Genomic DNA, 15075 nt, shown 5'->3' with positions numbered 1-15075 from the left:
TTGTTATATAACATTCCATGAAATAAAAAATGACTGTTGGTCATAGAATGATCAAACAGTATCAATAATAAAGAAAGAAGAGGAGAAAAAGATGATTAAGGTAGGAAAGTGGATTGCAAAACACAAGATACTGATCATTATCATCGGAATTGCATTGCTGATCCCTTCATATCTCGGTATGGCGGCGACCAGAATCAACTACGATGTACTGAGTTATCTGCCGGATACCCTTGAGACAGTTGAGGGACAGGACATTATGGTAGATCAGTTTGGGATGGGAGCCTTTTCCATGATAGTGGTGGAGGATATGGAACTGAAGGATGTAGCTGCTCTGAAAGAGAAAATCGAAGCAGTTGATCACGTGAAAAAAGTACTGTGGTATGACAGTGTCCTGGATGTTTCCGTTCCTGTAGAAATGCTTCCGAAGGATTTAAGAGAGGCATTTTTTAACGGAGATGCAACTATGATGATCGCGTTGTTTGATAATACAACATCATCAGAAACTTCCATGGAAGCTGTGACGCAGATTCGTAAGATTACTTCAAAGAACTGTTTTGTCAGTGGAATGACAGGCATTGTTACTGATATCAAACAGATCGCACTTAAGGAAATGCCGATTTACGTTGTGATTGCTTCCTGCCTTTCTCTGATAGTGTTGCTCCTTGCAATGGATTCTCTGGTAGTTCCGGTTTTGTTTTTGCTCTGCATTGGTGTTGCAGTCTTGTATAATCTTGGAAGTAATATTTTTCTTGGTCAGATTTCATACATCACTAAGGCACTGACAGCAGTCCTGCAGCTTGGTGTTACCATGGATTATTCCATTTTCCTGTTGAACAGTTATGAGGAGAATAAGAAGCGGTTTGAGGGTGATAAAGAGAGGGCTATGGCACATGCCATCAATGCAACCTTCAAATCTGTAATCGGAAGTTCTATTACAACAGTAGCCGGATTTATCGCACTTTGCTTTATGACCTTCTCACTTGGACGTGATATGGGTATCGTAATGGCCAAGGGAGTTGTTATCGGTGTTCTGTGTTGTGTTACTTTGCTCCCTGCTCTGGTGCTTACTTTTGACGGAGCCATTGAAAAAACAACACATAAGCCGCTGCTTCCAAGCTTTGATAAGGCATCTGCTTTTATTACAAAGCATTATAAAGTATGGCTGATCATTTTCCTGGTAATGCTTTTCCCGGCAATTCATGGAAATAACAATCTGAAGAATTACTACAATATTGACAAGTCACTTCCTTCCACGCTGGACAGTAATGTGGCAAATGCCAAACTTCAGGAAACCTTTAATATGAATAATGTTCATATGGTGTTATTAAAGAAAGGTCTGACATCAAAAGAAAAAACAGAAATGCTTGACCAGATCAAGGATGTTGATGGTGTAAAATGGGCACTTGGAATGGACTCTTTCGTAGGTGCGGCATTCCCGGATACTATGATCCCAAGTAATCTGAAGAAGATGCTGGAAAGCGATGAGTACGAGATGGAATTTATCTGTTCCAAATATAAAACAGCTACAGACGAGGTAAACAATCAGATTGATGAGATCCAGAAGATTGTAAAAGGATACAGTCCGGAATCTATGGTAATCGGAGAAGCACCTCTGACCAAGGATCTTCAGGATGTTACGGATGTGGATTTAAAGACTGTAAATACTATCTCTATCCTGGCAATTTTCATTATTATCATGGTTGTGTTTAAATCCATTTCGCTTCCGTTTATTCTGGTTGCAGTTATTGAGTTTGCGATTTTTGTCAATATGTCCGTTCCTTATTATCAGGGAAAGGAAGTGGTGTTCGTAGCAAGCATTGTTATCGGTTGTATCCAGCTGGGAGCTACTGTTGACTATGCAATCCTTATGACCAGCAGATACCAGAAAGAACGTGGTCTTGGAAAGAGTAAGAAAGAATCCATTGCCATCGCACATAAAACTTCCATGAAGTCAATTGTGATCAGTGGCTGCAGCTTCTTTGCGGCAACTTTCGGAGTTGGTCTTTATACACAGGTAGATATGATCGGAAGTATCACAAACCTGCTTTCACGTGGAGCTGTGATCAGTACACTGGTGGTATTGTTTATACTTCCGGCTATGTTTATGATATTTGATTCTCTCATCTGCCACACATCTATTGGATTTGCCAAGAAGAAATCGGCAAAAGAGAAGAAACAGTGATTCAGGATTTTTAAAAAGAAGCTTATTGTAAAGAGATAGAATAAAGGAGTAAGTTATTATGAACAGAAACAGAAAGAAAGCAGCTGCAGCAACGCTTGCAGCAGGAATGGCTGTAGTTCTCGGAGCAGGTACTGTAATGGCAGCTGCTTCAACAGGTGATAATGGATTGCAGAAAGAAGAAACCGTTTATGTAAATACAACTGCCGGAGGAGAAGTAACGGATGTCACAGTATCTGACTGGCTGAAAAATTCCGGAGACAGTTCCAATTCTGAGGTGAAAGATGCCTCTGATCTTCAGGATATAAAAAACGTAAAAGGTGATGAAACATTTACTCAGAACGGAAATGATCTGACCTGGAGTACTGATGGAAAGGATATTTATTATCAGGGAAAGACAGAGAAAAATCTCCCGGTTTCCGTAGGAATTAAATATTATATGGATGGAACTGAGGTTTCTCCGGAAGCTCTGGCAGGAAAGACAGGACATCTGAAAATGGAAGTGACATATACAAATACTTCTAAAACAACCAAAACAGTGAATGGCAAAAAGACTGATATTTATTCACCCTTTGTTATGGTGACAGGAATGATCCTTTCTACAGATAATTTCTCCAATATTACAGTAGATAACGGTAAGGTTATTTCTGACGGAAGCAGAAATGTTGTTGTCGGTTTTGGTATGCCGGGAATGAAAGAAAGTCTGGATATGTCTTCTGATATTGCAGATGAAGTGAATATCCCTGAAGGATTTACAGTGGAAGCAGATGTTACAGACTGTGAGATGAATTCTACATTTACCGTAGCACTTACAGATATTTTCAAAGATATTGATCTGAATGATGTGGATGGACTGGATGAGCTGAAGGATTCAATGAAAGATCTGACGGATGCAGCAGTAAAACTGGTAGACGGAACCAAAGATCTTTATGATGGAACTAATAAACTCAATGACAAATATAAAGAATTTTATGATGGAATCGGAACTCTGAAAAGTGGTGTCAGTGATCTGAATGACGGAGCAAAAGAACTGGATGACGGAGCAAAGGAATTAAGCAGCGGAGCACAGACACTGAATACAGGGGCACAGACTTTAAACAGTGGTGTTTCCTCTTATACAGCAGGGGCAGACACACTTTCAGATGGAATCAAACAATATACAGCAGGAGTAGATACACTGGACAGCAAGATGGCTGAATATGAGGCTGGAATGAAATCTCTTTCCGATGGTGTAAATGCATATGTTGCAGGCGGCAATCAGCTTGCAGGCGGTGTGCAGAGTTATGTAACAGGAACAACTACTCTGACAGACGGAATGCAGCAGTATATTGCAGGAGTTAATCAGCTTGCAGGCGGTGTGAGTCAGTATGCTGGTGGTATTAAGAGCTTAGTAGATGGAATTGGTCAGGTTGTTCCGGGAATTGATACTGCTGTAAATGGAATCCAGACTGCTGTAGAAAAAATGACAGCTCTTTCATCTAAAATCGATGCAGATCAGATTGCTAATTTCAGTGACAGCATGACGGCTTATACAACAGGCGTTTCTGATTACACTTCTGCAGTTAGCCAGTATATTGAAAGTGTAGAACAGCTTGCATCAGGACTGAGCCAGCTTGAGAGCTCACTTGAAAACATGGGAGCTTCCACAGCTTCAGAAATAGAAGAAAGTGCAAATGCAATGTCCGGACAGTTAAATGACAGTGCTGAAACCATGAACAGTCAGGCAGATGCAATTGAATCTTGGATCAGTGATTCCGCAGAGGCTTCTGTAGATGCATCTTCTGTAGATGCAGGAGTTGCAGCAGTCAGCAGTCAGCTAGAAGCAGCAGAATCTGCTTTGTATAATATTGATACCAGCAATATGGATGATGAAACAGCAGCTGCTGTAGAAGCTGCGATTGATGGTGCGTTAGGTTCTATTCAGGCAGCTGAGGACAGTGCATCTAATATTGATACATCCACAATTACAGCCTCCGCACCTGATACGTCAGCATTGCAGTCAGCAGCAGACGCTTTAAGGGCATCTGCGTCCAGTGCAGAATCAACAGCAGATGCACAGGAAGAGGCAGTCAACAGCAGTGTTGAACAGATGAAACAGCAATTACAGGCATTAACTCAGGGAATGCAGACAGTGCAGGAGACTGTATCACAGTTAAATGAAGGTGCAAAAGAGCTTACTTCTAATGATGGCACATTAAAAGCAAGTGGAACCCAGCTTGCTCAGTCAGGAACCCAGATTGCTACAGCAGTAAATCAGATGAGTACATTATTTACCGGACTTGGACAGCAGCTTCCGGAAATGCTGCAGGGAATCGATCAGCTGAAAGCAGGCTCTGATCAGCTGACTACTGCAAATAAATCTCTCCAGAGTGGATATGAAAGCATTGCAAAAGCAAGCACAGAACAGATGATTTCCGGCGCAGATACACTGCTTAGTTCCGGAAAGACACTGACAGATGGAATTGCACAGCTTCAGGGCGAAAATAATGTTAATGCACAGACACTGTTAAAAGGAGCCGAGACTCTTAAGAGCGCAAGAAAGAGCCTGACCAGTGGTATGTCTCAGATCAATTCTGCAACAGGTCAGATTACAAGTGGTGTGGAAACTCTGGCATCTAACAGTGGAACACTGTACAGCGGAGCAGATCAGCTTTCTTCGAACAGTTCTGCATTAAACAGCGGAGCATCTCAGCTTGCATCAGGAACCCAGACACTTGTATCCGGAGCACAGACCCTTGCATCAGGAACAGGCAGCCTTGTATCCGGCACTCAGACATTAATGGATGGTGCGGATAAGCTTTCTGATGGCAGTGATCAGCTTAAAGATGGTATCAGCGACCTGAATGACGGAGCAAAAGAACTGAACAAAGGACAGAAGAAATTCTATAAAGAAGGTATTAAGAAACTGGATGATACAGTAAACGGAGATCTTCAGGATATTCTTGACAGATTTGAGGTAATCCAGTCTGACGATGTAATGTACACAACATTCACAGACAGATCCGGCGATATGGACGGAAATGTTAAATTTATTTTCGAATCTGACCCGATTGAAATCAGTGATGATGAGAAATAGATATCATAAACCTGAGACATACAGAATAAGGGAAAGATGAACAGAATTTATGCTAATCGCATAAATTCGCGCAGTATGTCTCGGGTTTTCTGTGACCTTCGCTCACAAAAACACCTCGCGGGATATTACCAGTGAATAGTAACTAAAATGGGGCAGATGCAATCAGGCAACTGCCCCATTGCTTATGAAAAAGCTTTCTGTTATAATAAAAAAGTCAGATGGGAATTTTAGAAAACAAGAAAGCATCAGGTGATTAAATGGAAAATACAAAATCACAAAAAAAGTCGTATTCAACAGCATCTTCCAAGAGCAGGGCGCGTCGAAAAACAAAAACAGATTATTATGATTACAGTCTGGTAGCAGTTATTGTACTGCTGACCTGTTTTGGGCTTATCATGCTGTACAGTACAAGCTCCTATATGGCTCAGATAAATTACGGAAGCGACATGTATTTTTTTAAAAAACAGGCCATCATCAGCGTGGCATGTATTATCATGGCACTGATCATTTCCAGAATCAATTATCGGATACTGAACCGTTTTAGCACAGCTTTGTATGTAGCGGCACTGGTGTTGATGGCACTGGTAAAAACACCGCTGGGGCAGTCTTCTCATGGTGCCCAGAGATGGCTGAATCTTGGACCGGTTCAGTTCCAGCCGGCAGAGCTTGCCAAGATAGCAATTATTGTCTGCCTCCCATATATGATCGTGCATATGGGAAAGAAAGTCCGTACCTTAAAGGGCTGTATGGTTCTTGCTGTTGTGGGAGGCGGACTGGCACTGGCTGCATATGTATTTACGGACAATCTGAGTACAGCAATTATTATTTTCTGTATTACTGCAGGACTGATTTTTGTGGCTCACCCGGATATTAAGATTTTTATTATTATTGCAGGTGTTGTTATTGCGCTGGCAGTGATCGGAGTCATTTTTCTGAATGCAACAGTGAGTGTTGATGGAAGTGGAAGCTTTCGTCTGAGACGAATCATGGTATGGCTTCATCCGGAAGAATATGCGGACAGTTGGGGATATCAGACAATTCAGGCATTGTATGCGATTGGCTCGGGAGGATTTTTTGGCAGAGGACTTGGAAACAGTATTCAGAAGCTGGGAAGTGTACCTGAGGCACAGAATGACATGATTTTTTCAATTATCTGTGAAGAACTGGGGATTTTTGGAGGTCTTATCGTGCTGATGCTTTATGCATATCTGTTATACAGGCTGTTTGTTATTGCACAGAATGCACCGGATATGTTTGGCTCACTTATGGTCAGTGGGATTTTTATTCACATAGCATTGCAGGTTATTCTTAATATTGCGGTTGTTGTAAACCTTATGCCGAATACAGGTGTCACTCTTCCGTTTATCAGTTATGGAGGTACGTCGATCGTATTCCTTATGGCAGAGATGGGACTTGCGCTGAGTGTGGCAAGGCAGATTAAATTTGAGGAATAAAAAATGTAATAAAATAGTGCTTGACAAACAGGAGGGAAGAATATATACTTTGAACATCAAAGTAATCAATCCCGATAAAACCAAATCTGAATAAATGAGACGTATTTACTGGTCTGACGGATGATAAGGTTGAAAACAAGAAAAGGCAGAATCATCATCTGCTTAACAAAAATAATAAAAAACAAGTGATAACCGGAGCATGAAAAAGAGAAGCATTCCGGGGCTTGAATTAAAGGAGAAGAAAAAATTATGTTAGAAAAAATGAGTGAAATGATCGCAGAGCAGTTAAATTGTGATGCAGCAGGAATTACTGCTGAAACTTCTTTCAAGGATGATCTTGGCGCAGATTCACTTGACCTGTTTGAGCTGGTTATGGCTCTGGAAGATGAATACAATATTGAGATCCCGGCTGAAGATCTTACAGATTTAACAACAGTCGGAGCTGTTATGGATTATCTGAAAAACAAAGGCGTAGAGGCTTAATCATATAGAAATGACAAATAACTCCTTGGAGCCAGAGATGGCTTCGGGGAGAATTTTTTGACATTATAATTTGAATATCAAAATATTTTAAACTAAAATAATTTGCAATCAGAAACAAATTGTTATCATCTGATATAAACATAAAAATAAAGGAAAGGAAAATGATATGTCTAAAATTGCATTTGTATTTCCGGGACAGGGTGCACAGTATACAGGAATGGCGAAAGATTTTTATGAAAAATATGCTGTAAGTCGCGAAGTATTTGAAAGCGCATCAAAAGCATCCGGACTTGATGTGAAAGCTTTATGCTTTGAAGAAAATGACAGATTAAATATTACAGAATATACACAGATTGCCATGCTGACAGCAGAAATCGCAATTTTAAGAGCTGTAGAGGAAGCCGGAATCAGGTCTCAGGTAAATGCTGGACTGAGCCTTGGAGAATACGGAGCACTGGTGGCCTCCGGTGTTATGAAGGAAGAGGATGCATTTACTGTAGTGCGAAAAAGAGGAATTTTTATGCAGGAGGCATATCCTACAGGTGGTGCAATGTCCGCTGTTCTTGGAACAGATGCAGAGCTGATTGAAAAAATCTGCGATGAGACACAGGGAATTGTATCCATTGCAAATTATAACTGTCCGGGACAGATTGTGATCACAGGCGAGGAGACAGCAGTTGCAGCAGCAGGGGAGGCATTAAAGGCAGCAGGCGCCAGACGTGTGATTCCTCTTAAAGTCAGTGGCCCATTTCACTGTGAGCTTCTCAAAGGCGCAGGGGAAAAACTGGGACAGGAACTTGAGAAGGTAGAAATCCAGTCATTTACAGTACCTTATGTGACAAATGTAACTGCACAGTATGTGACAGGACCGGAGCAGGTAAAGGAATTGCTTGTCAGCCAGGTTTCATCCTCTGTGCGCTGGCAGCAGTGTGTAGAACAGATGATTGATGATGGTGTAGATACTTTTATTGAGATTGGACCGGGAAAAACTCTGACAGGATTTCTCAAAAAGATCAACAGAAATGTAAAAGCATTACATGTTGAGAAAACAGAAGATCTGGATGAAGTGAGAAAGGAGTGTCTGTAAAATGCTGAAAAATAAAATTGTCCTGATTACAGGTGCAGGACGTGGAATCGGACGAGCCATTGCTATTGCTCTTGCAAAGGAAGGTGCAGAGGTGGTTATCAATTACAATGGTTCTGAAGAGAGAGCGAAGGAAGTAAAACAGACCATCGAAGAAAACGGTGGAAAAGCTTCCATATATAAATGCAATGTCAGTGATTTCGCAGCCTGTGAAGCAATGATTAAAGATATAGTTAAAGAATATGGACACCTTGATATTCTGGTTAATAATGCAGGAATTACCAAAGATGGTCTGATCATGAAAATGAAAGAAGAGGATTTCGATTCTGTACTTAATGTAAACCTGAAAGGTACATTCAATACAATCCGTCACAGTGCCCGTCAGATGCTGAAACAGAGAAGTGGAAAGATCATCAATATTTCTTCTGTTTCCGGAATCCTCGGAAATGTGGGCCAGGCAAATTATGCTGCATCCAAAGCAGGTGTGATCGGTCTGACAAAAACAATGGCAAGAGAGCTGGGCAGCCGGGGAATTACGGTAAATGCCATTGCACCCGGATTTGTAGACACAGAGATGACAGAAGTACTCTCAGAAGAAATCAGGGAAAATGCATGTAAGCAGATTATCCTGGGACGTTTCGGAAAACCGGAGGATATTGCAAATACAGCGGTATTTCTGGCATCAGACAAAGCAGACTATATTACAGGACAGGTCATCAGCGTAGATGGCGGTATGAACGTATAAATAAGGAGAACAAAATGAGAAGAGTTGTAATTACAGGTATGGGAGCAATCACTCCGGTAGGCCTTAGTGTAGAAGAATTCTGGAACAGCGTAAAAGAAGGAAAAACAAACTTTGCAGAAGTAACACGTTTTGATTCCACAAATTACAGAGCGCATATGGCAGCAGAGATCAACAATTTTAATCCAAAGGATTATATGGATTTCAAATCTGCAAAACGTATGGAGCTTTTCAGCCAGTATGCGGTAGCAGCAGCAAAAGAAGCTATTGAGCAGTCCGGACTGGATATGACAAAAGAAGATCCCTTCCGTGTAGGCTGTAGCGTGGGAAGCGGTATCGGAAGTATGCAGGTGGTAGAGAAATCCTGCGAAATTCTCAACACAAAGGGACCAGGAAGACTGAATCCTCTGATGATTCCTCTTCTGATCTCCAATATGGCATCCGGAAATGTTTCCATTCAGTTTGGACTCCGCGGAAAGAACATTAATGTTGTAACTGCCTGTGCAACAGGAACCCACAGCATTGGAGAAGCATACCGTACTATTCAGTGCTCTGATGCAGATGTTATGGTTGCAGGTGGAACGGAAGCAGCTATCACACCAACAGGCTTTGGTGGTTTTGCGGCACTGACAGCATTGACCTCATCCACAGATCCTGAGAGATGTTCCATCCCTTTTGACAAAGAAAGAAGCGGTTTTGTAATGGGTGAGGGTGCCGGCGTGGTAGTTCTGGAAGAACTGGAGCATGCCAAAGCACGTGGAGCGAAAATCCTTGGCGAGGTTGTCGGATATGGTGCAACAGGAGATGCTTATCACATTACATCCCCTGCAGAGGACGGTTCCGGTGCTGCCAAAGCTATGGAATGGGCTGTAAAAGAAGCAGGAATTTCCACAGATGATGTATGGTATGTAAATGCACATGGTACAAGCACACATCATAATGACTTATTTGAAACAATTGCCATTAAGAAAACATTTGGTGAACACGCAAAAGAAATGAAAATAAATTCTACAAAATCTATTACAGGACATCTTCTGGGAGCTGCCGGTGCAGTGGAAGTGATCACCTGTGTAAAAGAACTTCAGGAAGGCCTGATCCATCAGACTGTTGGTTATAAGGTGCCGGATGAACAGTGTGACCTGGATTATGTAGGAAACGGTAATGTAAAGATGGATATCAAATATGCACTTACCAATTCTCTTGGCTTTGGCGGACATAACGCATCCTTACTTATTAAAAAGTACGAAGACTGATCACGCAGATAATAAATGGTATGGTGATTTTGAAAACAATATACGACAGTGATCTTATAATATAGCTATTTCAGCAGGAGGAAATAAATGGAACTGGCAAATATATTAGAACTGATCCACGCAGTCAGCGATTCAGATCTCACAGAATTTAACCTGCAGGACGATACCTTAAATATTTCCATGTCAAAAGAGAAAACAATTGTACAGCAGATGGCAGTCAATACTGATCCGGCAGATGCTCAGCAGTATCAGCCGGTAGTGCAGCAGGCTGTACATGTAGAATCCGTCAATGCTGTTAACGATGAAGTACAGACAGGAAGTGTGGTAAAATCTCCTCTTGTAGGTACCTATTATGCAGCATCTTCTCCGGAAAATCCCCCCTTTGTAAAAATAGGAGATAAAGTAAGCAAAGGTCAGGTCCTTGGCATTGTGGAAGCAATGAAGCTGATGAACGAGATTGAATCAGAATTTGATGGTACAGTAAAAGAAATCCTTGTAGAAAACGAGCAGATGGTAGAGTTCGGACAGCCGATGTTTGTGATAGAATAGAAGAAGGAGGTAAAAAACTATGAAACTTACAACAAAAGAAATCATGGAGATCATTCCCCACAGACACCCGTTCCTCCTGATTGATACTATTGAAGAACTGGTGCCGGGTGTGAAGGCAACAGGAAAGAAATGTGTTACCTATAATGAACCGCATTTTGCAGGACATTTCCCACAGGAACCGGTTATGCCGGGGGTTCTGATCGTTGAGGCGCTTGCGCAGACAGGCGCAGTTGCAATTCTGAGTAAACCGGAAAATAAAGGAAAGATCGCATATTTTGCATCGATCAACAATGCAAAATTCAAGAACAAGGTAGTTCCCGGAGATACCCTTACTCTCGAAGTAGAGATCATTAAGGAAAAAGGTCCCATGGGAGTGGGAAAAGCAAAAGCAACAAACCAGGACGGTAAGGTAGCAGTGATCGCAGAGCTGACTTTTGCAGTAGGAGCATAACAGATGTTTAATAAAATTTTGATCGCCAATCGTGGTGAAATTGCAGTGAGGATCATCCGGGCATGTCGTGAGATGGGAATCCGCACAGTAGCCGTATACTCAGAAGCAGACAGAGATGCCCTGCATACCCAGCTTGCAGATGAAGCAGTATGCATCGGAAAGGCACAGTCATCAGACAGCTATCTGAACATGGAGCGAATCTTAAGTGCTACCATTGCCACAAAAGCAGAAGCAATCCACCCGGGATTCGGATTTCTCTCAGAGAACAGCCGTTTTGTGGAAATGTGTGAGAAATGTAATGTGGCATTTATTGGTCCTTCCGCAGAAGTAATTTCCAGAATGGGAAATAAATCTGAGGCGAAAAACACAATGCGGAAAGCTAAAGTCCCGGTAGTGCCCGGCACAAAGGAACCGGTCTACACAGTAGAGCAGGCTTTGGAAGCTGTAAAGGAAATCGGTTTTCCGGTCATGATCAAAGCATCAGCAGGCGGCGGTGGAAAAGGAATGCGTGTAGCCGGAAATGAACAGGAATTTGCCAAATTGTTTGAGACAGCACAGCAGGAGTCGGTCCATTCCTTCTCCGATAATACCATGTATCTGGAACGGTTTGTGGAGAATCCCAGACATGTTGAAGTGCAGATTCTTGCGGATAAATACGGAAATGTAGTTCATCTGGGAGAACGAGACTGCTCTGTTCAGAGACGTCACCAGAAAATGATCGAAGAGTCTCCATGTATCGCAATCTCTGATGATCTGAGAAAGAAAATGGGTGAGACAGCAGTACGGGCAGCAAAGGCAGCAGGCTATGAAAGTGCAGGAACCATAGAATTTCTTCTGAATCAGTCCGGAGAATTTTATTTCATGGAAATGAACACCAGAATCCAGGTAGAACATCCGGTAACAGAATTTGTGTCTGGTGTAGATCTGATCAAAGAGCAGATCTGCATTGCGGCAGGTGAACCGTTAAGCGTTCAGCAGAAAGACATAGAAATCCGCGGCCACGCCATGGAATGCAGAATCAATGCCGAGGATCCTGAGAGACATTTCATGCCATGCCCGGGTAAGATCACTGACTTACATCTTCCCGGTGGAAACGGAATCCGCGTGGATACAGCAGTTTATAATGACTACGCAATTCCGCCCTACTATGATTCTATGATTGCCAAGATCATTGTTTATGACAAAGACCGCCGCAGTGCCATTCGAAAGATGATCAGTGCACTTGGAGAAGTTGCCATCGAAGGAGTAAAAACTAACGTGGATTTTCTGTATGAACTTCTCAATCAGCCGGATTTTCAGGAAGGAAATATCACCACAGATTTCATTCCGCAGCATTATCCGGATCTGTAAAAGAAAACTGGTGCAAATATATTTTATAGTTCAGCAGAAATTACATATTTATTATTGAAAGGTAATTGATAAGCAAATCGATAAAATAATTTTTGACAGAATTAGTTTGATTAATAGTTATTAATGTTATTTTGTTGTCTGAAAGAACATCAAATTGGGTTACATAAAGGAGCAGGATTTTAATGGCAGACTTGAAGAGATTTTTTAAGAAAACAGTTTCAGAAGACCGGCATAAACAGGCCGCATCTGTTTCCGTACCTGAAGGCTTATGGATCAAATGTCCAAAGTGCGGAGAAATGGTTTACAGAGAAGACGTAATATCCAACGCCTATGTGTGCCCGAAATGCGGAGGATATTTCAGAATCAGTGCGAAACGCCGGATCAAAATGATCGCAGATAAAGGAAGTTTTAAAGAGTGGTTCACAGGAATTGACAACAGTAATCCACTGGACTATCCGGATTATCCGCAGAAAATTGAGGATCTGAGAGAAAAAACACACCTTGATGAGGCAATTCTCATCGGAGAAGCCACCATCGGAGGAATCCGTACAGTGATCGGAGCCATGGATACCAGATTTCTCATGGCTTCCATGGGATATGTGGTGGGAGAAAAGATCACCCGCTCATTTGAAGAAGCAACAAAACAGGGACTTCCGGTCATTCTGTTCTGTTGCTCCGGCGGTGCCAGAATGCAGGAAGGAATCGTATCACTGATGCAGATGGCAAAAACCTCCGCAGCCATTAAACGTCACTCTCAGGCAGGGCTTCTCTACACATCTGTGCTGACAGACCCGACTACCGGTGGCGTTACAGCAAGCTTTGCCATGCTTGGAGATATTATCCTTGCAGAGCCAGGCTCACTGATCGGATTTGCCGGCCCGAGAGTCATTGAACAGACTATAGGTCAGAAACTGCCGGAGGGCTTCCAGAGACCGGAATTTCTTCTGGAACATGGATTTCTCGACGGAATTGTTGAACGAGGCTCTATGCGGGATGTTCTTTCGCTGATCCTGAAACTGCATGATACCAGAAAATGTTACGGAGAATTTCCACAGGAAACATCTGCCAGATCTTTCGATACTTTTGGCAAAAAGAAAAAGCAGAAGAAACAAAAAAATCTCACAGCCTGGGATAGAGTCCAGATTGCCAGAAGCAGTGACCGTCCGTCAGCAGCGGAATATATTGATGCCATTTTTGATGATTTCATGGAATTTCATGGTGACAGAGGTGTCAGAGACGACAATGCCATCATCGGCGGCATTGCTACACTGGACGGACAGCCCGTTACAGTAATCGGAATCCGTAAAGGGCATACTACAAAAGAAAACATCAGATGTAACTTCGGAATGCCATCACCGGAAGGGTACAAAAAGGCTCTTCGACTGATGAAACAGGCAGAGAAATTCGGACGTGCAGTCATTGCATTTGTAGACACTCCGGGGGCATTCTGTGGACTGGAAGCAGAAGAACGGGGACAGGGCGAAGCCATTGCAAGGAATCTTCTGGAAATGTCCGATTTGAAGGTGCCGGTTCTTTCGGTTGTAATTGGTGAAGGCGGCAGTGGCGGTGCACTTGCACTTGCAGTTGGCAATGAAGTCTGGATGATGGAAAATGCAACCTACACCATCCTTTCACCGGAAGGCTTTGCATCCATTCTCTGGAAAGACAGCAGAAAGGCACCGGAAGCTGCGGAGGTCATGAAAGTAACGGCGGCTCATCTGAAAGAACTGGGAATCATTGAACGGATCATACCGGAGGAATATCCTGCAAGTGAGGAGAATTTGCCGGAAATTGCAGAATATATGAAGATCAGAATGAAGCAGTTCCTGGAGAAACAGACTGGTAAAAGTGGACTGCAGATTGCACAGGAACGGTATGAGAGGTTTCGTAAGATGTAGCACGATGTTAAAAGGGACGCGCAGAAAAATATTTTATTTGGAGTGCGGTTTCGGGGTCTAAGATATTCTAAGCTCTCAGAAATCTGCTAAAGGCATGAGCCGTCTTGTCAAACTCGCTCCGTTGCAAACTTCGCTCAGACAGTGATGCAGCCGGCTCATAACGCAGATTTCTGAGAACTAAGAATATCTAAGACCCCTGCAAATGCACTCCAAATAAAATATTTTTCTGCGCTGTTTTGTTGCATGTTGTTATGCGTTTTCTTAGGGTTTCTATAGTTATATTGTACAGTAGATATATTATTTTGGTTAATTATTCTGCGAAGTCAGGAGTGGTGCTTTCTTTACTGTTGTACGGTAAATATGTTATATAGCCGATAGTCAGCATGGGAAGCAATTATGTTTGGGGGCGAATTTGAGGGTTCATTGTAGTTCTTGGTATTTGGGAAGCCGCGTTATGAGCCGATCGTTTCACTGTCTGAGCGGAGTTTGCAACGGAGCGAGTTTGAGAGAGCGGCTCATGATTTTAGCGGCTTCCCGAATGCCTAGAAATACAATG

Annotated in this window: 11 protein-coding genes; all 11 read left to right on the top strand. The window is 42.4% G+C overall.

Annotation, left to right across the window (positions count from 1 at the left end; all coding sequences use genetic code 11):
* The first annotated feature begins 91 nt into the window (after nt 1-91).
* Nucleotides 92-2182, top strand: coding sequence for an efflux RND transporter permease subunit (locus LJE09_RS01330; protein WP_055199934.1), 2091 nt, complete (start codon nt 92-94; stop codon nt 2180-2182).
* A 58-nt stretch (nt 2183-2240) separates the two neighbouring features.
* Nucleotides 2241-5255, top strand: a complete 3015-nt coding sequence (locus LJE09_RS01325) for a hypothetical protein (protein ID WP_227310923.1) — start codon at nt 2241-2243, stop codon at nt 5253-5255.
* Between the two features lie 257 nt (nt 5256-5512).
* A complete protein-coding gene (locus LJE09_RS01320) occupies nt 5513-6709 on the top strand; it encodes an FtsW/RodA/SpoVE family cell cycle protein (protein WP_055059531.1) in 1197 nt (398 codons plus the stop codon).
* A 249-nt stretch (nt 6710-6958) separates the two neighbouring features.
* The gene (gene acpP, locus LJE09_RS01315; protein WP_008704123.1) at nt 6959-7192 is read left to right on the top strand and encodes an acyl carrier protein; all 234 of its coding nucleotides are present in this window, start codon (nt 6959-6961) and stop codon (nt 7190-7192) included.
* 166 nt (nt 7193-7358) lie between these two features.
* Nucleotides 7359-8279, top strand: a complete 921-nt coding sequence (gene fabD, locus LJE09_RS01310) for an ACP S-malonyltransferase (protein WP_118521349.1) — start codon at nt 7359-7361, stop codon at nt 8277-8279.
* 1 nt (nt 8280) lies between these two features.
* The gene (gene fabG / locus LJE09_RS01305) at nt 8281-9021 is read left to right on the top strand and encodes a 3-oxoacyl-[acyl-carrier-protein] reductase (protein ID WP_055199938.1); all 741 of its coding nucleotides are present in this window, start codon (nt 8281-8283) and stop codon (nt 9019-9021) included.
* Between the two features lie 14 nt (nt 9022-9035).
* The gene (fabF, locus tag LJE09_RS01300; RefSeq protein WP_026649079.1) at nt 9036-10271 is read left to right on the top strand and encodes a beta-ketoacyl-ACP synthase II; all 1236 of its coding nucleotides are present in this window, start codon (nt 9036-9038) and stop codon (nt 10269-10271) included.
* A gap of 87 nt (nt 10272-10358) precedes the next feature.
* Nucleotides 10359-10820, top strand: a complete 462-nt coding sequence (gene accB / locus LJE09_RS01295) for an acetyl-CoA carboxylase biotin carboxyl carrier protein (protein WP_055059530.1) — start codon at nt 10359-10361, stop codon at nt 10818-10820.
* A 19-nt stretch (nt 10821-10839) separates the two neighbouring features.
* Complete coding sequence (gene fabZ / locus LJE09_RS01290) at nt 10840-11271, top strand: 3-hydroxyacyl-ACP dehydratase FabZ (protein ID WP_008704118.1); 432 nt, start codon at nt 10840-10842, stop codon at nt 11269-11271.
* Nucleotides 11272-11274: 3 nt separating this feature from the next.
* Entirely contained in the window at nt 11275-12621 is a 1347-nt protein-coding gene (locus tag LJE09_RS01285) for an acetyl-CoA carboxylase biotin carboxylase subunit (protein WP_055059529.1), read from the top strand.
* A gap of 182 nt (nt 12622-12803) precedes the next feature.
* Nucleotides 12804-14519, top strand: coding sequence for an acetyl-CoA carboxylase carboxyl transferase subunit (locus tag LJE09_RS01280; RefSeq protein ID WP_022381150.1), 1716 nt, complete (start codon nt 12804-12806; stop codon nt 14517-14519).
* Nucleotides 14520-15075: the final 556 nt, after the last annotated feature.

This window comes from Blautia sp. DFI.3.45, from assembly GCF_020593505.1.
Lineage (GTDB): Bacteria > Bacillota > Clostridia > Lachnospirales > Lachnospiraceae > Blautia_A > Blautia_A wexlerae.
The sequence above is the reverse complement of the archived record's forward strand: the minus strand, read 5'-3'. Positions and strand labels throughout refer to the sequence as shown.